The sequence below is a fragment of the Streptomyces humicola genome (genome assembly GCF_024436035.1).
In the GTDB taxonomy this organism is placed as follows: domain Bacteria; phylum Actinomycetota; class Actinomycetes; order Streptomycetales; family Streptomycetaceae; genus Streptantibioticus_B; species Streptantibioticus_B humicola.
Window position 1 is genome coordinate 1 of the sequence record NZ_JANFNG010000046.1, and the last position, 20,081, is coordinate 20,081.

Sequence of the window (20,081 nt, forward strand, 5' to 3'; positions counted from 1 at the left end):
ACCGGCGCTACTGCCTTGAGAGGGCAGCGTGCTAGGCCGCTACACAACGGGGGCCCTTGGTGATCCTCACGCATCGCCTCCGGGGACGACCCGGATGGAGACGGCTACAGGATCTGTACCCCCGACCGGATTCGAACCGGCGCTACTGCCTTGAGAGGGCAGCGTGCTAGGCCGCTACACAACGGGGGCCTGATCGAACATCTTTCGATCTGCTGGGGTACCAGGACTCGAACCTAGACTAACTGAACCAGAATCAGTCGTGCTGCCAATTACACCATACCCCACCAAAACTCAACCCCCGCAGGGACTTCGCTTGGCTTGCGCCTCCCCGTTCCGGCCCTTTTGACCCGCCCGAGCGGCGCAGGAAGAACATTACCGGATGCCGTGCGCAGCACCAAAATCGAATACGCCACCTGCGGTGGAATACGCTGCGTGACGTATTGGCTACTCCAGGATGCGGGTGAGTTCACGCAAGCCCACGATGCGCCGCACGCCGGCGCCGTCGGCCCCTCCGGCCCCCGTCCGGTCCACCCACACGCCGAACAGCCCCGCCTCGTCCGCGGCGCGCGCATCCACATCGGGCCGGTCCCCGACGTACGCGACCTGCCGGGGCGGCAGCCGCAACTCCTCGCACGCGGCGAGGAACGCCCGCGGATCCGGCTTGGCGTGCCCCAACTCGTCGGAGCACACCAGGCACTCGAAGCGTTCGCGCACTCCCAGCGCGCGCAGCTTGCGCTGCTGCATCGCCACGCTGGAGTTGGACAGGACGCCATGCCGGTAACGCGGAGTGAGCGCGTCGAGGGCGGGCACGGCGTCGGGGAAGAGCGCCCACGCGGCCTCGAAGTGCCCGAGATAGCGCCCGAACCACGCGTCCGCCTCGGCATCGGGGAACGGCTTCCCGAGAAAGGCCCGCACCCGCGCGCGCCGCTGCTCCTGAAAGCCGATCTCGCCCGCGAGGAAGCGCGCGTACTGCGCTTCCATCACCCCCCGCCACGCACGCAGGGCCTGCTCGGGGGAGTCGAATCCGGCAAGCAGCCCCTCGGTCTCGAGGTGACCGAGCACTCCGGCCCGGTCGGCCGAGGAGTAGTCGAAGAGGGTGTCGTCGACATCCCACAGCACGGCGCGGATCCTCATGCGCCGGAGGGTACCTTCACCTCCGCCCAGACCGTCTTGCCCGGGGCTCCGGTACGCGGATTGGCCGCCCAGCCGGCGGCGAGCTGCTCGACGAGCCACAGGCCTCGGCCGGCCTCGGCGTCCGGGGCGGGCTCGGCTGGGCACTCGGGCGGCATGCGGTCGTCGCGGGTGTCGGTGACCTCGATGCGGACGGTTTCCCGGCCGGCGAGGATGCGCAGCCGGAAGTCGCGACCCGGTACGCGCCGTGGCGTACGGCGTTCGCGGTCAGCTCCGCGACGATCAGCGTCACCGTGTCGCTCGCCTCGCTGCCGCGGGGGAAGCCCCACTTCTCCATCCGCCGGGTCGCCAGGAGCCGGGCGAGGCGCGCACCGCGCTCGGTCGAGGTGAAGCACATCGCGAACTCCCGCGTGGGCGTGGGCGATTCGACCGTGCGCTCGATGGGGGGAATTCCTGTCGTCATGCGGTTGAGGCTGGCGTGATGCGCCTACCGTGACCAGTAACGATGCCTCTATGCAGCGTGGCTGTAGGGGTGCGGGTGAGCTGCTGTCGGGGCGGTTGGGAGGGGAGGTCCGATGGATCCAGCGGACGAACTGCTGCGGTCGTTCGGCCGCCAGTGGAAGATCTTCCGTGAACGGGCCGGGCTCACCCAGTGCGAACTGGGCAAACGGCTGGGTTACGGCGAGGCGCTGATCGCCGCGATCGAGCAGGGGCGGAGGATCGCACGCCCCGACGTGATCGAGAAGGTCGACGAACTACTCGACGCGGGCGGGGCGTTGCTCGCCCGGAAGAAGGAGGTGGCGCTGGCGCGCTATCCGGCGTTCTTCCGCGACGCGGCGCGGATCGAGGAGGAGGCGGTCGAGTTCCATGACTACGCAACACTGGTCGTGCCGGGCATGCTCCCGCCGAGGGCGCGAGACGCAGCCCGCGCCCGGCAGAGCCGGCATGCCGCCCCACGGCGCGGCGCCGTCCAAGCGCAGACCCCGTAGCGACGTTGGGCGGAGCCATAGCGAGCGTCGAGATGGGGCTCGCGGGACCGGCTGCGCATCCATGGAGGCCGTTACCGGGTCCTGTACGAGATCAACAACACCGCGATCACCATTGCCGTCGTCCACCACGGCCGCGTCAGCTGAGACTCGTCTGCCGCCGGTCAGCGGGCCGTTCGTTCCCTGTCGTCCGTACGCGCGGCGCACCAGCCGCGCGTACGGACGACAGGGGGCGGAGTCACCCGCCCAGCTTCGCCAGCGCCGCGTCGATCCGGGCAAGCGTGCGCTCACGCCCCAGCACCTCGAGGGACTCGAAGAGCGGGAGGCCAACCGTGCGGCCGGTGACCGCAACGCGGACGGGGGCCTGGGCCTTGCCGAGCTTCAGGCCGTGCTCCTCGCCGGCGGCGAGGACCGCCGCCTTCAGCGGCTCCGCGGCCCACTCCGCAACGTCCGCGAGCTTCTCTCGCACCGTGCGCAGCAGCGCGTCCGCGCCCTCCTTCATCGCCTTCTGCCAGGACGCCTCGTCCTCCACCGGCTCGTCGAGGAAGAGGAAGTCGACGTTGGCGGTGATGTCGGAGAGGACCGTGACGCGGGTCTGGGCGTGCGGGGCGATCGCCTCGAAGGCCGCCTGGTCGAACGCCTCCGGGCGCCACGGCGCGTGCGGGGCCTTCAGCCACGGGCCGCAGGCCTCGATGAACGCCTTCACATCCAGCCGCCGCACGTGCTCCGCGTTGATGTGCTCGCACTTCTTGAGGTCGAAGCGGGCGGGGTTGGGGTTGACGTCGCTCAGGTCGAACGCCGCGACCATCTCGTCCATGGAGAAGATGTCCTGGTCCGCGGAGAGCGACCAGCCCAGCAGCGAAAGGTAGTTGAGCAGGCCCTCCGGCAGGAAGCCGCGCTCGCGGTAGAGGTTGAGGGAGGACTGCGGGTCGCGCTTGGAGAGCTTCTTGTTGCCCTCGCCCATGACGTACGGCAGGTGGGCGAAGTGCGGGGTGGTCCCGTTGCCGACGCCGATCTCGGCGAGCGCCGCGTAGAGCGCGATCTGGCGCGGGGTGGAGGAGAGCAGGTCCTCGCCGCGCAGTACGTGGGTGATCTCCATCAGCGCGTCGTCGACCGGGTTGACGAGGGTGTAAAGGGGTGACCCGTTGGCCCGGACGATGCCGTAGTCCGGCACATTCTCCGGGGTGAAGGTCAGCTCACCGCGCACCAGGTCAGTGAAGGTGATCGGGTGGTCGGGCATGCGGAAGCGGACGATGTGCTCGCGGCCCTCGCGCTCGTACGCGGCGATCTGCTCGTCGGTGAGGTCGCGGCAGTGGCCGTCGTAGCCGGAGGGCCTGCCGGCCTTGCGGGCGGCCTCGCGGCGCTCGTCGAGCTCGTCGGCCGTGCAGTAGCAGTGGTAGGCGTAACCGCGGTCGAGGAGCTTGGCGACGACGTCGCGGTAGATGTCCATCCGCTCGGACTGCCGGTACGGCGCGTGCGGGCCGCCGATCTCCGGGCCCTCGTCCCAGTCGAAGCCGAGCCAGCGCATCGAGTCGAGGAGCTGCTGGTACGACTCCTCGCTGTCGCGGGCGACGTCGGTGTCCTCGATGCGGAAGACCAGCGTGCCCCTGTGGTGCCGGGCGAACGCCCAGTTGAACAGCGCCGTGCGGACCAGGCCCACGTGGGGGTTGCCGGTCGGGGAGGGACAGAAACGTACGCGTACGGGTGTGGGTGCGCTAGTCACGCTTGATCACCTTGTTGGCGAGAGTGCCGATGCCTTCGATGGAGACGGCGACCTCGTCGCCGACGTTGAGGGGGCCGACCCCGGCCGGGGTGCCGGTGAGGATCACGTCGCCGGGGAGCAGCGTCATGGCCTCGGTGATGTTGACGATCAGGTCGGCGATGGGGTGCACCATCTGGCTGGTGCGGCCCGCTTGGCGCAGTTCTCCGTTGACGGTGCAGGTGATCGCGAGGTCGGAGGCGGCCGCCATGTCGAGGCCGGTCTCCACCCACGGGCCGAGCGGGCACGAGGCGTCGAAGCCCTTGGCGCGGGCCCACTGCTTCTCGGTGCGCTGGACGTCGCGTGCGGTGAGGTCGTTGGCGCAGGTGTAGCCGAGCACGACCTCGTGGGCGCGCTCGCGCGGGACCTCGCGGCACATCCGGCCGATGACGACGGCGAGTTCCGCCTCGTGGTGCAGCTCGGAGGAGAACGGCGGGTACGGAACGGGATCGCCGTGGCCGATCACCGCGGTGGACGGCTTGAAGAACGCGAACGGCGCATCGGGCACCTGGTGGCCCAGCTCGGCGGCGTGCGCGGCATAGTTGCGGCCGATCGCGACGACCTTGCTGGGCAGCACGGGCGACAGCAGCCTGACCTTGTTCAGCGGCACCTTCGTGCCGGAGAGCTCGAACTCGGCGAACGGGATGCCCTTGATGATGTCGATGGCCAGGGTGTCCGGCTGGGCCGGGTCACCCTCCACTGCACCGAAGGCGACATTGCCGTCGATGGAGAATCTGGCGATGCGCACGGGAAGTGCTGCCCCTCAATGTCCAGGGAGATGACTGACGCTTCAGGCTATCGCGGGAGCGCAGCTCAACCCCGCTACGAGGGGTGCCGGGCGGTGCCGCGGCGGCTCGTACGTCCGGCGGCTCAGGCGTTCGGCAGCTCGGTGAGGACGGTGCGGCGGGGGTTGGCGGTCTGCTGGGGGAGCGAGCGCTCTTGGGCCTGCGGCTGCTCGGCGGCCGGGGCGGTCTGCAGCTCCTCTGCGTCCTCCAAATGGGCCAGCGTGGTGCGGCGGGGGTTGGCTATCGGACGCATCAGCATCGTCGTCTTCATGGGTCGTTACGGACCTCGGGGTGCGGGCGCCACGGCGTGCGGGCGCGAGTTGTCGAACTGTCGCCTTGTGTAAAGCCAAAGGCTATGCGTCGGTATTCCGGCGAATGCGTGACGAGGACAACGATCTGCCTGTGATTTTGCTCACGAAGCGGGCAACGAAACGCGCAAAACGGTCGCATATGCAGTCCGGGAAAGCCGGACATTGATAACCGATCACCATCTTTCGCGGCTGATCGGCGTTACCGGGCAGCCCCGGGCACCCCTCCCACGTACCGGCCTCGAGGGCAAAAGTCCGTTATCGCCAGCATGGTCATCGACGCCCCGTGACCGGATGTCTTCGTTGAGTAACCCATGTCACAGCCTTGTCTACCCGTCTTGTTGGAGTTCCGCCGCTGTGCTGGAATTCATCGGACCGCCGCGCCAAAACGACCGGCACGCAGGGGGCGCGCAGATGCGTCGAGCGGCGGCTCGGAGCACTCGCCGGTCAACCGACAAGCCGGGGGCCGCAGGCCCCCAAGACTCGACACCGTCCGCCGCCCGCGCGGGGGACGCCTGGTCCAGAGGTTGCGACGCTAGTGCAGGGACGTTTCAAGAGGGATGGCGGCGCTGCGGGTGACCCGGAGTCGCGCGGCGGAAGCGGCCGCGGCCCGGAGCCGCGGCGCCCGGCCGACGACACCGTGAACGCAGGCCCCGCACAGGTGGGCAATGGCGGTGCCTCGACCGCCGATGCCCCGGCTCGCACCACGGCTCACACCACGAGCGGGACTCACACCACGGGCGGTGACGTCGAGGCCCCGCCCCCCGTCAGGGACAACGCATCGGGCAAGCACGCCTCCCGCGTGGCGATGCGCAACTGGAGCATCCGCACCCGCCTGGTCTCCCTCGTCGCGCTTCCCGTGGTCGCCGCCACGACGCTGGGCGCGCTGCGCATCCAGACGGAGCTGGACAACGTCAGCCAGCTCGACAACATGAAGCTGCTGACCGACATGACCGGTCACGCCACCAAGCTCGCCGACGCCCTGCAGACCGAGCGCGACAGCTCGGCCGGCCCGATCGCCAGCGGACACGCCAACGACGACCAGGTGGTGGCCTCCCGGCAGTCGACGGACGAGCAGATCCAGGGCTTCAACAACGCCACCGAGACGATCAACGGCAACGACCCGACGCTCGTGGGCGTGCGCAGCACGATCATCGACATCGACCGGCAGCTGCAGAGCCTGAAGCAGATCCGCGCCACGGCGTACACCAACCCGCAGTACATCTCGCAGACGGTCAGCGGCTACGACCAGCTGATCAACTCACTGCTCGCGCTCTCCCAGGACATGGCGCAGGCGACCAGCAACCCGGACATCATCCGCAGCACCCGTGCGCTGGCGGCGTTCACCTCCGCCAAGGAGTACGAGTCGATGCAGCGCGCGGTCATCAGCGCCGCGCTCGCCAACCCGTCCGGGCCGACGCTCTCGCAGAGCGACCGGCTCTTCGCGCAGACCGCCTCGGACAGCGAGAGCGCGGAGATGCAGCGCTTCTCGGTGATCTACGGCCCGGGCGCAGCTGCCCTGACCAAGGCGCTGGACGGCGGCAACACGGTGATCACCCAGGCCGACCAGTACCGCGACCGGGTGCTGAAGACGCAGAACGCCCTCTCCCAGAACCCGATGTCGTACCTGGACTTCTACGACCAGGCCGACACCAAGATCCAGGAGATGTCGCGCATCGAGCAGGAGCTGCTCGACCAGATGTCGCAGCAGGCGCTGACGTTGCGCTCCCAGGCACAGCAGGACGCGCTGCTCAACGGTGCGGTCATCCTCCTCGTCCTGGGCATCTCGCTCGTCGGCGCGTTCGTCGTGGCCCGCTCCATGATCCGCAGCCTGCGGAGGCTGCAGGACACGGCGAAGGACGTCGCGCAGAAGCGGCTGCCCGAGCTGGTCAAGCAGCTCTCCGAGGCCGACCCGCAGGACGTGGACACCTCCGTCGAGTCGATCGGCATCTCCACCCGGGACGAAATCGGCCAGGTGGCCCGCGCGTTCGACGAAGTCCACCGCGAGGCGGTCCGTCTCGCCGCCGAGCAGGCGCTGCTGCGGGGCAACGTCAACGCGATGTTCACCAACCTCTCGCGCCGCAGCCAGGGCCTGATCCAGCGTCAGCTCTCGCTCATCTCCGAGCTGGAGAGCCGCGAGGCCGACCCGGACCAGCTGTCCAACCTCTTCAAGCTCGACCACCTGGCGACCCGCATGCGGCGCAACGGCGAGAACCTCCTCGTCCTCGCGGGCGAGGAGCCGGGCCGCCGCTGGACGCGCCCGGTGCCGCTCGTCGACGTGCTCCGCGCCGCAGCATCCGAGGTGGAGCAGTACGAGCGCATCGAGCTCGCCGCCGTGCCGCCGACCGAGGTCGCCGGTCGCGTCGTCAACGACCTCGTCCACCTGCTCGCCGAGCTGCTGGAGAACGCCACCTCGTTCTCCTCCCCGCAGACGAAGGTGCGGGTCACCGGGCACGCGTTGCCCGACGGACGTGTGCTGATCGAGATCCACGACACCGGCATCGGCCTGTCACCCGAGGACCTCTCGGACATCAACGAGCGGCTCGCCAATCCACCGACGGTGGACGTCTCGGTCTCGCGGCGCATGGGCCTTTTCGTGGTCGGCCGCCTGTCGCTGCGGCACGGCATCCGCATCCAGCTGCGGCCGTCCGACTCCGGCGGCACGACCGCGCTGGTCATGCTGCCTGTGGACCTCACACAGGGCGGTGGCAAGGGTCCGGCCGCAGGCGGCCAGGGCACCGGAAGGCGCGGCGGCCCCACGGGGGCGCCCGGCACCGCTCCGGGTGCGGCCGCGTCCTCGGCGTCGCAGCTGGGACGGGTGCCTCAGCGCGGGCAGGTGCCGTCGGCGGGACGCCGTCCGGCACTCACCGGGGGCGCCGACGGCTCCGATCTCCCGGCTGCGGCCGCCTCGTCCGCCTCCTCCGCACAGGACGGCGGTCAGGTCCCGCAGATCTCGCGCACGGGCGCAGGGCTGCCGACCCGGCAGGGTGCGCCCTCGCCGCAGCAGCCGGCCCCGCAGCAGCCGCAGCAGCCTTCCGAGCGGCCCGCGCCGAGCTGGGCACAGCAGGACCGCAGCGGCCAGGACGTGCCGCGCGGTCACGACGACGTGGAGTCCACCAGCCGCTTCCCGCGCTCCGATTTCGGCGCGGGCCAGAACGCGGGCCGGGACGACGACCCGTCCTCGACGGCGCAGATACCCGTCATACCCGGCACGGGCGCCGGCCGCGGCCCTGCTCCGGCAGGGCCCTCCGGCCAGCATGATCGTTTCGGCGGCGCGCCGTACGCGGACGGCTCCGACGGCGAGTCGACCGGTGAGTACCGCGCACCGCAGACTGGACAGCTGCCGCAGGCGGGCGAGTTCCGCGGACCGATCGGTGCCGGTTCCGGCTCCGATGTGTTCGGAACGCCGAACCGCCGTCCGTCCCGTGAGGGCCGCGGCCCGCTCGGTCCCGCAGGCCCGGCGTCCCCGGCCGCCCCCGGCGGCGCCATCCCGCGCCCCGGCAGCCGCGACGAGCGCCCGGTGCGTCCTGCGCAGCAGCGTCCCGAGGCCCAACTGCCGCCCGCCGCCGAGCCGATGGCGCTGCCGCCCGCCTCCTCCCCCGGTGACGGCCGATCCCCGATCTACGAGTCGCTCGAATCGGACTGGTTCCGCGGCGCAGAGGGCGACGCGCCTTCCCGGCGCCAGCCCCGGCAACCGTCCCGGCCGCAGCCCGCCCGGCCGCAGCAGGCCCAGAGCCCTCAGGGACCTGCGCCTCAGGGACCTGCACCGCAGCAGCCGATGCAGCAGCGCCGGGTCCGCGCGGCCGCCGACGGCACGGACAGGACCCAGCCCCTGCCCCAGGCGCAGCCCCAGGACTGGCGCAGTTCACCCAACGACGAGGGCTGGCGTCGCGCGGAGCAGATCCGCGAGCCGGCCGCGGGCGGTATCACCTCCTCCGGCCTGCCACGCCGCGTCCCGCGGGCGAACCTTGTCCCCGGCACGGCCCAGCAGACCTCCCAGAGCGGTCCGCAGGTCTCACGCGCCCCCGACGACGTGCGCGGTCGGCTGACCAACCTTCGCCGCGGCATCCAGCAGGGCCGCAGCGCCGGGTCCGGGAACACCGGGCAGACGGATATCCGCGGCTTTGGCACCCCTCACCAGCAGGAGCGTTAGTTGAGTTCGATGAGCCAGGCGGCACAGAACCTGAACTGGTTGATCACCAACTTCGTGGACAACACCCCCGGTGTGTCCCACACGGTGGTCGTCTCCGCCGACGGCCTGCTCCTCGCCATGTCCGAAGGCTTCCCCCGCGACCGCGCCGACCAACTCGCCGCCGTCGCCTCCGGACTGACGTCACTGACCGCCGGCGCCTCCCGCATCTTCGAAGGCGGCAACGTCAACCAGACCGTCGTCGAGATGGAACGCGGCTTCATGTTCATCATGTCCATCTCCGACGGCTCCTCACTCGCCGTACTCGCCCACCCCGAGTGCGACATCGGCCTCGTCGGCTACGAGATGGCCCTGCTCGTCGACCGCGCAGGCACCGTCCTGACCCCCGACCTCCGCGCCGAGCTGCAAGGCAGCCTGCTTGGATAGCGGACAGCGCCCCCTGATCCGGCTGCCCCTGCCGCCCCCTCGTTCGCACCGCGCACTTCCCGCACTGCGCCCCCCACAGCGTCGTACCGCACCGCCCGACTGGTCGACCCGACCGGCCGACTCGTTTCGGCTCTTCGTCGCTCGGAGGACAACCTCATGACCCCGCCACCCGCCTCACCCGGTCCGTACGGCGCCGCCTATCACGCGCCGTACGGGGGTGAAGGCGACCAGCCGCTGGTGCGGCCGTACGCCATGACAGGCGGACGTACCAGACCGAGATATCAGCTCGCCATCGAGGCGCTGGTGAGCACCTCGGCCGACCCGGCGCACTACGGGGGCCTGCTCCCGGAGCACCAGCGCATCTGCCACCTGTGCACCGACGTCAAGTCGGTGGCGGAGATCTCTGCGCTGCTGGCGATCCCGCTGGGTGTGGCGCGGATCCTGGTGGCGGACCTGGCCGAGGCGGGGATGGTGGCAATCCACCAGCCGGGCGGCGGCGAGGCCGGTGGACAGCCGGATGTGACACTGCTCGAAAGGGTGCTCAGTGGACTTCGCAAGCTCTGAGACCGCGGCACGGGCCACCACCTCCGCGAAGATCGTGGTGGCGGGCGGCTTCGGCGTGGGCAAGACCACGTTCGTCGGTGCCGTATCGGAGATCAACCCGCTGCGCACCGAGGCGGTGATGACGTCGGCGTCGGCCGGCGTCGACGACCTGAGCCATGTCGCGGACAAGACCACGACGACCGTGGCGATGGACTTCGGCCGCATCACGCTCGATGACGACCTGATCCTGTACCTGTTCGGCACGCCCGGACAGGACCGTTTCTGGTTCATGTGGGACGACCTCGTACGCGGCGCGATCGGCGCCGTCGTCCTCGTCGACACCCGCCGCCTCGCCGACTGCTTCCCCGCCGTCGACTACTTCGAGAACAGCGGGCTTCCCTTCGTCATCGCGCTCAACGGATTCGACGGATATCACCCGTACCGGCCGAACGAAGTACGCGAAGCGCTGCAGATCGGGCCCGAGACGCCCATCATGGTCACCGACGCCCGCCACCGCGGGGAGGCGAAGAGCACGCTGATCTCGCTGGTGGAGCACGCGCTGCTGGCCCGGCTCAAGTAGCAAGCTGATCTTGTCAGTTGTAATGCGGACCGGCTGTGGCCTTGGACACGGCCGGTCCGCTCGTTCATAACGTTTCGACAGAGAATCAGCATCGGCCGGGCACCCACTGCTTACGATCAGCTCCGCAGTGCTCACAACGTGCTTTCCTTTAGCTGCTGATCCTCCCTTATGCACCTTTTATCTTTCACTCCGTGGCAGTGCGGGAACTTTTTGCAGACGTTTGGAAAGCACCCCCATGACGTGCTGGAATTCGTTGAACCAGCGAGTAGACACGGCACATCGGTGTGTCGGCGCCGAGAGGTTGTTGGTCGAGTGAGGAAAAAGACGCGGACAGGTCCGGTGCCCGCGCAGCCGGCCCGGGGGAACTTCACCCCGCCCCGCTACGACGCCGCGCCCGCCGCCACGGCCGCGCAGCCCGACCCGGCCACGGTGCCCGCACCATCCGGCGGCCGGTTCTCCCCGCGGAACTGGCGGGTGCCGACCCGGCTCAACGCCATCCTGCTGATACCCGTGATCGTCGCGCTCGTCGTCGGCGGCTTCAACGTCAAGAACTCTCTCGACCAGTGGCAGCAGGCGGACGACGCGCTGCGCACCGCCAACCTGGTACGCGCCGCGGAGACCTACAGCAACGACCTGATCAACGAGCGGGACGTCAGCGTGGTTCCGCTGCTGAAGGGCGACACCAAGAACCCCCAGGTGGTCGCCGCCCGCAACGCCGCCGACCAGGCCGCACGGGCCTTCAACGCGGCCGTGGCGCAGATGCCGGACGTCCCCGACCTCAGACGCCGCCTCGCCACTTTCCGCAAGGTCGAGCCCGAGCTCGCCCAGCTGCGCCAGAACGCCTACACCAGCAAGCTCCCGGCCGTGCAGACCGAAGAGGGCTACGTCGCCGTCCAGCACCCGCTGATGGAGTTCGCCAACGACCTCGGCTTCGGCACCAACAACCTCACCTCCTACGGCCGCACGCTGTACGCGATCTCGCTCGCCAAGGCCGCCGAGTCGCTCACCCGCTCCATCGGCGAGCACATCCTGGTCGAGGGGCAGATCTCGCCCACCGACCGCAAGACGCAGCTCACCGCGCTCGCCAGCTACGCCTATCTGGAGCAGATCGCGCTCCAGGAGTACGAGGGCGGCGGCACCCCCGACGACATGACGCGGCTGCAGCAGGCCCAGGCCGACGCGCAGAGGCAGGGCCAGGCGCAGCTGGCCGCCGCCAAGCAGCAGGCGCAGGCCGCGGGCCAGCCGTTCGTGGCCCCGCCGGACCTGGCGACGATGGTCAAGGCGATCGCCTCCGGCGCTTCCCCGTCCGCGCTCAAGGCCCAGGGCATCACCCCGGACAGCTACTTCGCCTCCGCCACGCTCGGCTTCAACGCCTACCGCAGCGTCGAGCAGCACCTCGCCGACCAGGCGGCCACCGACGCCGCGTCCCTCGCCTCCAGCGCCAAGACCGACGCGATCATCAACTCGGCGGCGGTGCTGGCCGGTGTGCTCCTCGCGTTCGTGGTGGCCGCGCTGATGGCCCGGTCGATGAGCCGCAGCATGCAGCGGCTGCGCAGCTCCGCCTTCGAGGTCGCCGAGCAGCAGCTGCCGGCCCTCGTCGACCAGCTGTCCCGTACCGACCCCGGCCGCGTCGACACCCGGGTCACGCCGATCCCCATCAACACGGGTGACGAGATCGGCGAGGTGGCCCGCGCCTTCGACCAGGTGCACCGCGAGGCGGTCCGTCTCGCGGCCGAGCAAGCGCTGCTGCGGGGCAACGTCAACGCGATCTTCACCAATCTCTCGCTGCGCAACCAGGGCCTCATCCAGCGCCAGCTCTCGCTCATCACCGAGCTGGAGAACAACGAGGCCGACCCGGACCAGCTGGAGAACCTCTTCCACCTCGACCACCTCGCGACGCGCATGCGGCGCAACGGCGAGAACCTCCTCGTCCTCGCGGGCGAGGAGCCGGGCCGCCGCTGGAACCAGCCCGTGCCGCTCGTCGACGTGCTCCGCGCCGCCGCCTCCGAGGTGGAGTCCTACGAGCGCATCGAGATCAACGGCGTCCCGGAGACCGAGATCCACGGCGCGGCCGTGACCGACCTCGTCCACCTGCTCGCCGAGCTGCTGGAGAACGCCACCTCTTTCTCCTCCCCCCAGACCAAGGTCCGCGTCACCGCGACCCGGCTGCCCGACGGCCGGCTGATGGTCGAGATCCTCGACAAGGGCATCGGCCTGACCCCCGAGGACTTCGCCGACATCAACCACAAGCTGGCCGATCCGCCGACCGTCGACGCCTCGGTCTCCCAGCGCATGGGCCTGTTCGTGGTCGGCCGTCTCGCCGCCAGGCACGGCATCCGGGTCCAGCTGCGTCCCTCGGGCGAGCAGGCCGGTACGACGTCACTGGTGATGCTGCCCGAGGCGATCACGCACGGCGGAGGCGGCGAGGAGATGGAGGAGAGCGACTTCACCGTCTCCCGCATCGTCCCCGAGCACTTCGGCGACACCTACCAGGGCGGCAACCTCACCGCCGCCGAGCTGGGCTTCGACGATCGGCGCTACGAAGTGCCGGATGACGCACGGGAGTTGGACCCGGTGGGGCGCTCCCTGATGCGCGAGGAGCGGCGTGCTGCGCTGGAGGCTGCGACCGAGCGGCGCCAGCAGCCGGACGAGCGGCCGCTGTTCCGCGACGAGGCGCCTGCTGCCCCGCCCGCCCGGGCCCCCTCGTACGAGGAGCAGGACGAGTACCAGCAGTACGAGGGGTACGAGCAGCAGTCGTACGAGGAGTCGTACGAGCAGTCCTACGACCAGCCGTACGAGCAGAGGCGCACCGATTACCCGGATTACTCGGAATACTCCCAGTACACCGACTTCGTCCCGCACCAGCAGTCGTACGAGACCAACGGCAGCCAGAACTGGGACGACGACCTCCCGGCGTACCGCCAGGACTATACGGAGCACCAGGAGGCCGAAACCTCCCGGTCCGCCCCCTGGACTGCGCCGGATCACGAACCGGAGGTCCCCGACCGGCCCCATGAGCGCGTAGGCTACGACGCGCCGGACGCCGGGCCGAGCAACGGCAACCGCCTGCTGACCGACGCCGGCCTGCCGCGTCGCGAGCGGCAGTGGCAGCAGCCGGAAACGGCGGAGCCGCAGCGCGAGACCGCATCCGAGAGCCTGCGCGACGGCGACCGCGGCGAGGACCAGGGAGGCCAGGGGGACGCCGCACAATGGCGTTCCGCAAACGACGAGCACTGGCAGCGGGCCGACCAGGCCCGTAAGCCCAGGGCGGGCGGAGTCACAGCTTCCGGCCTGCCCCGGCGGGTTCCGCGGGCGAACCTCGTCCCCGGAGCCGCGCATCAGACCCTCCAGGGCGGCCCACAGGTCTCCCGGGCACCGGAAGACATACGCGGCAGGCTCGCCAATCTGCGCCGCGGCGTCCAGCAGGGCCGTAGCGCGGGCAGCGATGCGACTTCCACCCCAACTGACAGCCAGGGCCACGGCCCCAACCACCAGGAGCGTTAGTTGAGTTCGATGAGCCAGGCGGCACAGAACCTGAACTGGTTGATCACCAACTTCGTGGACAACACCCCCGGTGTGTCCCACACGGTGGTCGTCTCCGCCGACGGCCTGCTCCTCGCCATGTCCGAAGGCTTCCCCCGCGACCGCGCCGACCAACTCGCCGCCGTCGCCTCCGGACTGACGTCACTGACCGCCGGCGCCTCCCGCATCTTCGAAGGCGGCAACGTCAACCAGACCGTCGTCGAGATGGAACGCGGCTTCATGTTCATCATGTCCATCTCCGACGGCTCCTCACTCGCCGTACTCGCCCACCCCGAGTGCGACATCGGCCTCGTCGGCTACGAGATGGCCCTGCTCGTCGACCGCGCAGGCACCGTCCTGACCCCCGACCTCCGCGCCGAGCTGCAAGGCAGCCTGCTTGGATAGCGGACAGCGCCCCCAACTGCCGGACAGGCATGCGCCGGTGCGTCGCCGGACCGTAAGGTTCGGTAACGCATCGGCAACCCTGCGGCGGAGACGGTGAACGGCACCCCGCCCAGCTGGAGGAGGAACCGTGGCAACGCCCCCAGGCGGACACCAGTACGGCGGTCCGCAGCAGCAGCCGCTGAAGCGCTTCAACTTCCCTTCGGCGCCCAGCCCGCAGCTGCAGTCCGAGGCCGAGCACGACCCTGAGGCCGAACAAACGTCCGGACCAGTGTCCGGGCCCGGTCATACGCCCGGACACGTACCGGGACACGTACCGGGACATGTGCCAGGCCAGGTGCACGGGCCCGTCTCCGGGCCGGTACCGGGAGGTGTGCCGGGGAACGTGCCGGGACCGGTGCCCCGCTCCATGCCGGCGCAGCGCGAGCCCGAGCCCTTCGCCCCGCCGCCGCGGATCCAGCCGCACATGCCGGCGCCGCCGCGCACCGCGGGCGAGCCGGGACGCGGCCCCAGGTCCGCGCGGCCGACCCCGATGGGCTCCGACCAGCAGCCGCTGGTACGGCCGTACGCCATGACCGGCGGCCGCACTAGGCCGCGCTACCAGCTGGCGATCGAGGCCCTGGTCACCACCACGGCCGATCCGGAGCAGCTGCGCGGGCAACTGCCGGAACACCAGCGGATCTGCCACCTGTGCCGGGAGATCAAATCGGTTGCGGAGGTCTCCGCCCTCCTCTCCATCCCCCTCGGCGTCGCCCGAATCCTCGTCGCCGATCTGGCCGAGGCCGGACTCGTCGCCATCCACCAGCCCGGTGGCGACGAAGCCGCCGGCGGACAGCCAGATGTGACACTGCTCGAAAGGGTGCTCAGTGGACTTCGCAAGCTCTAGCGGTGCAGCCCGCTCCACCACCTCCGCGAAGATCGTGGTGGCGGGCGGCTTCGGCGTGGGCAAGACCACGTTCGTCGGTGCCGTATCGGAGATCAACCCGCTGCGCACCGAAGCCGTGATGACCTCCGCCTCCGCGGGTATCGACGACCTGACGCATGCGCCGGACAAGACCACGACGACCGTGGCGATGGACTTCGGCCGCATCACGCTCGACGAGGACCTGATCCTGTACCTGTTCGGCACGCCCGGACAGGACCGTTTCTGGTTCATGTGGGACGACCTCGTACGCGGCGCGATCGGCGCCGTCGTCCTCGTCGACACCCGCCGCCTCGCCGACTGCTTCCCCGCCGTCGACTACTTCGAGAACAGCGGGCTTCCCTTCGTCATCGCGCTCAACGGATTCGACGGGCAGCAGCCCTACACTCCGGACGAGGTGCGTGAGGCGCTGCAGATCGGGCCCGAGACGCCCATCATGACCACCGACGCCCGCCACCGCGGGGACGCGAAGAGCACGCTGATCACCCTGGTGGAACACGCGCTGATGGCGCGGCTGCGCTAGTGCGGCCGGGATACGGCAAAAGGGTCCGGGGCTTGAAGCCCCGGACCCCTTTGGGTCTTGGGTTGCGTTCAGCCGCGCCAGCTGTGGGGTGCGCGGAAGCCCGATTCGCGTTCCAGGCGGCGCCAGCCGGCGATCGAGCGGGGCTGGGTGTAGGAGGTCGCGGGCCGGCCCGCGGCGGCTGCGCGGGCGAGGAGGATCGCGGTGATGGCGGCGAGTTCCTCGGGGTCGGCGTTGCCGCGTTCGACCCGCACCACGGTGTCATTGCTCATCGGTGAAGTCTCCTGTTGCCGAATGTTGCCGAAGCTGAGTTACTGGGGCGGGTTGCCGTGCTTGCGGGAGGGCAGGTCGGCGTGCTTGGTGCGCAGCATCGCCAGCGAGCTGATCAGGACGGCGCGGGTGTCGGCGGGGTCGATGACGTCGTCGACGAGACCGCGTTCGGCCGCGTAGTACGGGTGCATCAGCTCGGCCTTGTACTCCTTGACCATCTTCTGGCGCATCGCCTCGGGGTCGTCGGCGGCCGCGATCTGCCTGCGGAAGATCACGTTCGCGGCGCCCTCGGCGCCCATCACCGCGATCTCGTTGGTCGGCCAGGCGTAGGTGAGGTCGGCGCCGATGGACTGGGAGTCCATGACGATGTACGCGCCGCCGTAGGCCTTGCGCAGGATCACCGAGATCCGCGGCACGGTGGCGTTGCAGTATGCATACAGCAGCTTGGCGCCGTGCCGGATGATCCCGCCGTGCTCCTGGTCCACACCGGGCAGGAAGCCGGGCACGTCGAGGAGGGTGACGAGCGGGATGTTGAACGCGTCGCACATGGACACGAACCGGGCCGCCTTCTCGGAGGCCTCGATGTCCAGGACGCCGGCGAGCGACTGCGGCTGGTTGGCGATGATCCCGACGACCTGCCCATCGAGCCGGGCCAGGCAGACGATGATGTTGGTGGCCCACCGCTCGTGGATCTCCAGCAGCTCACCGTCGTCGACGATCTCCTCGATCACCGCCCGCATGTCGTAGGCCCGGTTTCCGTCGGCCGGCACCAGGTCCAGCAGCGCCTCACCCCGCCGGTCCGCAGGGTCGCCAGTCTCCGCCGCCGGCGGGTTCTCCCGGTTGTTGCTCGGCAGGAGGGAGAGCAGGTAGCGGACCTCCTCCAGGCAGGTCCGCTCGTCGTCGTAGGCGAAGTGCGCCACCCCGGAGGTCTCGGCGTGCACATCCGCACCGCCCAGACCGTTCTGGGTCACCTGCTCACCGGTGACCGCTTGAACGACATCCGGTCCGGTGATGAACATCTGCGACGTCTCGCGGACCATGAAGACGAAGTCCGTCAGCGCCGGGGAGTAGGCGGCGCCGCCCGCGCACGGGCCGAGCATCACCGAGATCTGCGGGATGACACCGGAGGCCTTGGTGTTGCGCTGGAAAATGCCGCCGTATCCGGCGAGCGCGCTCACGCCCTCCTGGATCCGGGCGCCGGCACCGTCGTTGAGCGACACCAGGGGCGCGCCCGCGGCGATCGCCATGTCCATGATCTTGTGGATCTTGGTGGCATGGGCCTCGCCCAGCGCGCCACCGAAGATCCGGAAGTCGTGCGCGTAGACGAACACCGTCCGCCCATGCACGGTTCCCCACCCGGTGATCACACCATCGGTGTAGGGCTTCTTCGCCTCCAGACCGAACCCCGTCGCGCGGTGCCGGCGCAACGGCTCGACCTCATGGAACGACCCCTCGTCCAGCAGGAGTTCGATCCGCTCCCGCGCGGTCAGCTTCCCCTTCGCATGCTGCGCCTCGGTCGCCCGGTCACTCGGACCGCGCCGCACCTCCTCGCGAATGGCGCGCAATTCCGCCACCCGCCCCCGCGCGTCACTCGCTTCGGTCGGCACCTCGTCCACAACGGTCATGTATCGACCTTACGAGCGCGGCCCAGGGAATATCGGCGTCGACTTCTCACACTGTCGGCGCCCGCTTCCTGGAGGAACCCGACAGTTAAGGATGCGTGAAGGGCCCCGTGGGGAGGACATGGGGCCCTTCCGTTTGTACTAACCGCACCACCGATCGGGTGGTCCCGGGATCACCGCCCGGAGACGGCCTCCGCCAGCGCGAGGATCCGCCGGGCGTCCTCGACGTGCAGGTTCTCGATCATCCGGCCGTCCACGGTGACGACCCCTCGTCCCTCGCGGGCCGCCTCCTCGAACGCGTCGATGATCCGACGCGATCGTTCGATCTGTTCGTCCGAAGGAGCGAACACGCGATTGCACGGCTCGACCTGGGCCGGATGGATGAGCGTCTTTCCGTCGAAACCGAACTGCCGCCCCTGTACGCACTCGGCTTCGAACCCTTCGAGATCCTTCACGTCGTTGTAGACACCGTCCAGGATCGCCTTGCCCGTCTCGCGCGCGGCGAGCAGCGCTAGGGAAAGGCCGGTGAGCAACGGTGCGCGCCCCGCCACGTGTTCGGCGTGCAGCTCCTTGGCGAGGTCGTTGGTGCCCATCACCAGAACGGTCAACCGCTCACTCGCGGCGGCGATGTGGCGGGCGTCGAGCATCGCGCGCGGCGTCTCGACCATCGCCCAGATGGCAGTGCGGTCCGGGGCCCCGGCGGCCTGCAGGGCGAACTCGACCTCCCGCACGGTCTGTGCACTGTCGACCTTGGGGACGACGACGGCATCGGGACCGGCCTCGGCCGCCGCCCGCAGGTCGTCGGTGTGCCAGGGGGTGCCGGGTCCGTTCACCCGGATGGTGAGCTCCCGGTACCCGTACTCGCCGGAAGCGGCAGCGGCCGCCACGCGCTTGCGCGCGTCGGCCTTGGCATCGGGCGCGACCGCGTCCTCCAGGTCGAGGATGAGCGCATCGGCGGGGATGGTCTTCGCCTTCTCCAGGGCGCGTTCGTTGGCGCCCGGCATGTAGAGGACGGAGCGGCGCGGGCGCAGGCTCGCGTTGGACATGGCCGTCTTACTCCTTCTCCGCGGCGGCGTACGCGTCGCGCAGCTCGGGGTCGCGGGCGGCGAGCGCGTCGGCGAGCGTCGCCACCACCTGGCACTGCTTGTACGTGGCGTCGTCCTGCATCTTGCCGTCGATCATCACCGCGCCCGTGCCGTCGCCCATCGCGGCGATGACCTTGCGCGCCCATGCCACCTCGGCGGGGGCCGGTGAGAAGACCTTCTTGGCGATGTCGATCTGTACGGGGTGCAGGCTCCAGGCTCCGACGCAGCCGAGCAGGAACGCGTTGCGGAACTGGTCCTCGCAGGCCGTGGTGTCGCGGATGTCACCGAAGGGGCCGTAGTAGGGGAGGATGCCGTGCGCGGCGCATGCGTCGACCATGCGGGCGATGGTGTAGTGCCACAGGTCCTGCTGGTGGGTGGCGCGGGGCGCGTCGGTGTCACCGGGGCGAGGGTCCTCGCGGACAAGGTATCCGGGGTGGCCTCCGCCGACGCGGGTGGTCTTCATCCGGCGGCTGGCAGCGAGGTCGGCAGGACCGAGGGAGATGCCCTGCATGCGCGGGCTGGCACCGGCGATCTCCTCGACGTTGGCTACGCCCGTGGCGGTCTCCAGGATCGCGTGGACCAGGATCGGCCGTTCGAGGCCGGCCTTGGCCTCGAGCTGGGCGAGGAGCCGGTCGACGTAGTGGATGTCCTCGGCGCCCTCCACCTTGGGCACCATGATCACATCGAGCTTGTGCCCGATCTCGGTCACCAGGGTGAGCAGGTCGTCGAGCACCCAGGGGGAGTCGAGGCTGTTGATGCGCGTCCACAGTTGCGTCTCGCCGAAGTCGGTGGCCTTGGCGATCGCCACCAGGCCGTCCCTCGCGGCCTCCTTGCGGTCCGCCTGGACGGCGTCCTCGAGGTTGCCGAGCAGGACGTCCACTTGGGCCGCGATCGAGGGGACCTTGGCGGCCATCTTCTCGTTGCTCGGGTCGAAGAAGTGGATCATCCGCGACGGCCGGAACGGGATCTCGCGTACGGGCGTGGGTGCCCCCACGGCCAGCGGGCGGAAGAAGTCCTTCGGAGAGCGCATCCAGTCTCCTAGGTCGGATCGAGGGGTGCGGAGAGCGACG

At 69.9% G+C, this 20,081-nt stretch carries 18 protein-coding genes and 2 tRNA genes; 9 read left to right on the forward strand and 11 right to left on the reverse strand.

Annotated elements, in window-relative coordinates:
* Positions 1-116 precede the first annotated feature (116 nt).
* The 4 genes from NGB36_RS31405 to NGB36_RS31420 form a co-directional block, all read right to left on the reverse strand.
* Positions 117-189 (reverse strand) — tRNA-Glu (locus NGB36_RS31405).
* A 23-nt stretch (positions 190-212) separates the two neighbouring features.
* Positions 213-284 (reverse strand) — tRNA-Gln (locus tag NGB36_RS31410).
* 160 nt (positions 285-444) lie between these two features.
* Positions 445-1,134 carry an HAD family hydrolase gene (locus NGB36_RS31415; protein ID WP_255924012.1) on the reverse strand — a complete coding sequence of 230 codons (690 nt, stop codon included), beginning with the start codon at positions 1,132-1,134 and terminating at the stop codon, positions 445-447.
* Entirely contained in the window at positions 1,131-1,460 is a 330-nt protein-coding gene (locus NGB36_RS31420) for an ATP-binding protein (RefSeq protein ID WP_372509576.1), read from the reverse strand. Before NGB36_RS31420 ends, NGB36_RS31415 begins: the two co-directional genes overlap by 4 nt.
* A gap of 246 nt (positions 1,461-1,706) precedes the next feature.
* Between NGB36_RS31420 and NGB36_RS31425 the strand changes: the two genes are divergently transcribed.
* Entirely contained in the window at positions 1,707-2,120 is a 414-nt protein-coding gene (locus NGB36_RS31425; RefSeq protein WP_308288960.1) for a helix-turn-helix domain-containing protein, read from the forward strand.
* 235 nt (positions 2,121-2,355) lie between these two features.
* Here the strand turns inward: NGB36_RS31425 and gltX are convergent, their stop codons facing one another.
* The 3 genes from gltX to NGB36_RS31440 form a co-directional block, all read right to left on the reverse strand.
* Positions 2,356-3,840, reverse strand: a complete 1,485-nt coding sequence (gene gltX / locus NGB36_RS31430) for a glutamate--tRNA ligase (RefSeq protein ID WP_255924013.1) — start codon at positions 3,838-3,840, stop codon at positions 2,356-2,358.
* Entirely contained in the window at positions 3,833-4,624 is a 792-nt protein-coding gene (locus NGB36_RS31435; RefSeq protein ID WP_255924014.1) for a fumarylacetoacetate hydrolase family protein, read from the reverse strand. The genes gltX and NGB36_RS31435 overlap by 8 nt, the downstream gene beginning before the upstream one ends.
* A gap of 122 nt (positions 4,625-4,746) precedes the next feature.
* Positions 4,747-4,932 (reverse strand): hypothetical protein, encoded by a 186-nt coding sequence (locus NGB36_RS31440; protein WP_255924015.1) that lies wholly within the window; start codon positions 4,930-4,932, stop codon positions 4,747-4,749.
* Between the two features lie 575 nt (positions 4,933-5,507).
* On the opposite strand from NGB36_RS31440, the gene NGB36_RS31445 reads away from it, so the two are divergent.
* The 8 genes from NGB36_RS31445 to NGB36_RS31480 all read left to right on the forward strand — a co-directional run bounded on the left by NGB36_RS31445 (position 5,508) and on the right by NGB36_RS31480 (position 16,037).
* Positions 5,508-9,122 (forward strand): sensor histidine kinase, encoded by a 3,615-nt coding sequence (locus tag NGB36_RS31445; RefSeq protein WP_255924016.1) that lies wholly within the window; start codon positions 5,508-5,510, stop codon positions 9,120-9,122.
* Positions 9,123-9,131: 9 nt separating this feature from the next.
* Positions 9,132-9,545, forward strand: coding sequence for a roadblock/LC7 domain-containing protein (locus NGB36_RS31450; RefSeq protein WP_255924038.1), 414 nt, complete (start codon positions 9,132-9,134; stop codon positions 9,543-9,545).
* Positions 9,546-9,701: 156 nt separating this feature from the next.
* Positions 9,702-10,109: a DUF742 domain-containing protein gene (locus tag NGB36_RS31455; RefSeq protein ID WP_255924017.1), complete on the forward strand. Its 408-nt coding sequence runs from the start codon at positions 9,702-9,704 to the stop codon at positions 10,107-10,109.
* A complete protein-coding gene (locus tag NGB36_RS31460; RefSeq protein ID WP_255924018.1) occupies positions 10,090-10,668 on the forward strand; it encodes a GTP-binding protein in 579 nt (192 codons plus the stop codon). The genes NGB36_RS31455 and NGB36_RS31460 overlap by 20 nt, the downstream gene beginning before the upstream one ends.
* Before the next feature lie 339 nt (positions 10,669-11,007).
* A complete protein-coding gene (locus tag NGB36_RS31465; protein ID WP_255924019.1) occupies positions 11,008-14,172 on the forward strand; it encodes a sensor histidine kinase in 3,165 nt (1,054 codons plus the stop codon).
* 9 nt (positions 14,173-14,181) lie between these two features.
* Positions 14,182-14,595, forward strand: a complete 414-nt coding sequence (locus NGB36_RS31470) for a roadblock/LC7 domain-containing protein (protein WP_255924038.1) — start codon at positions 14,182-14,184, stop codon at positions 14,593-14,595.
* 127 nt (positions 14,596-14,722) lie between these two features.
* A complete protein-coding gene (locus tag NGB36_RS31475; protein WP_255924020.1) occupies positions 14,723-15,478 on the forward strand; it encodes a DUF742 domain-containing protein in 756 nt (251 codons plus the stop codon).
* Positions 15,459-16,037 (forward strand): GTP-binding protein, encoded by a 579-nt coding sequence (locus tag NGB36_RS31480; protein WP_255924021.1) that lies wholly within the window; start codon positions 15,459-15,461, stop codon positions 16,035-16,037. The genes NGB36_RS31475 and NGB36_RS31480 overlap by 20 nt, the downstream gene beginning before the upstream one ends.
* A gap of 68 nt (positions 16,038-16,105) precedes the next feature.
* On the opposite strand, the gene NGB36_RS31485 is transcribed toward NGB36_RS31480, so the two are convergent.
* From NGB36_RS31485 to NGB36_RS31500, 4 genes are all read right to left on the reverse strand, one after another.
* Positions 16,106-16,306 (reverse strand): acyl-CoA carboxylase subunit epsilon, encoded by a 201-nt coding sequence (locus NGB36_RS31485; protein ID WP_255924022.1) that lies wholly within the window; start codon positions 16,304-16,306, stop codon positions 16,106-16,108.
* Between the two features lie 39 nt (positions 16,307-16,345).
* Complete coding sequence (locus NGB36_RS31490) at positions 16,346-17,929, reverse strand: acyl-CoA carboxylase subunit beta (protein WP_255924023.1); 1,584 nt, start codon at positions 17,927-17,929, stop codon at positions 16,346-16,348.
* A gap of 170 nt (positions 17,930-18,099) precedes the next feature.
* A complete protein-coding gene (locus NGB36_RS31495; protein WP_255924024.1) occupies positions 18,100-18,972 on the reverse strand; it encodes an HpcH/HpaI aldolase/citrate lyase family protein in 873 nt (290 codons plus the stop codon).
* A gap of 7 nt (positions 18,973-18,979) precedes the next feature.
* A complete protein-coding gene (locus tag NGB36_RS31500) occupies positions 18,980-20,041 on the reverse strand; it encodes an HpcH/HpaI aldolase/citrate lyase family protein (protein WP_255924025.1) in 1,062 nt (353 codons plus the stop codon).
* Between the last annotated feature and the right edge of the window lie 40 nt (positions 20,042-20,081).

Bases quoted from the DNA above. Each gene is read 5' to 3' on its own strand.
- NGB36_RS31440 (WP_255924015.1), bottom strand. From the start codon at position 4,932: ATGAAGACGACGATGCTGATGCGTCCGATAGCCAACCCCCGCCGCACC.
- NGB36_RS31500 (WP_255924025.1), bottom strand. From the start codon at position 20,041: ATGCGCTCTCCGAAGGACTTCTTCCGCCCGCTGGCCGTGGGGGCACCC.
- NGB36_RS31425 (WP_308288960.1), top strand. From the start codon at position 1,707: ATGGATCCAGCGGACGAACTGCTGCGGTCGTTCGGCCGCCAGTGGAAG.
- NGB36_RS31455 (WP_255924017.1), top strand. From the start codon at position 9,702: ATGACCCCGCCACCCGCCTCACCCGGTCCGTACGGCGCCGCCTATCAC.
- NGB36_RS31470 (WP_255924038.1), top strand. From the start codon at position 14,182: ATGAGCCAGGCGGCACAGAACCTGAACTGGTTGATCACCAACTTCGTG.
- NGB36_RS31490 (WP_255924023.1), bottom strand. From the start codon at position 17,929: ATGACCGTTGTGGACGAGGTGCCGACCGAAGCGAGTGACGCGCGGGGG.
- NGB36_RS31415 (WP_255924012.1), bottom strand. From the start codon at position 1,134: ATGAGGATCCGCGCCGTGCTGTGGGATGTCGACGACACCCTCTTCGAC.
- NGB36_RS31495 (WP_255924024.1), bottom strand. From the start codon at position 18,972: ATGTCCAACGCGAGCCTGCGCCCGCGCCGCTCCGTCCTCTACATGCCG.
- NGB36_RS31485 (WP_255924022.1), bottom strand. From the start codon at position 16,306: ATGAGCAATGACACCGTGGTGCGGGTCGAACGCGGCAACGCCGACCCC.
- NGB36_RS31450 (WP_255924038.1), top strand. From the start codon at position 9,132: ATGAGCCAGGCGGCACAGAACCTGAACTGGTTGATCACCAACTTCGTG.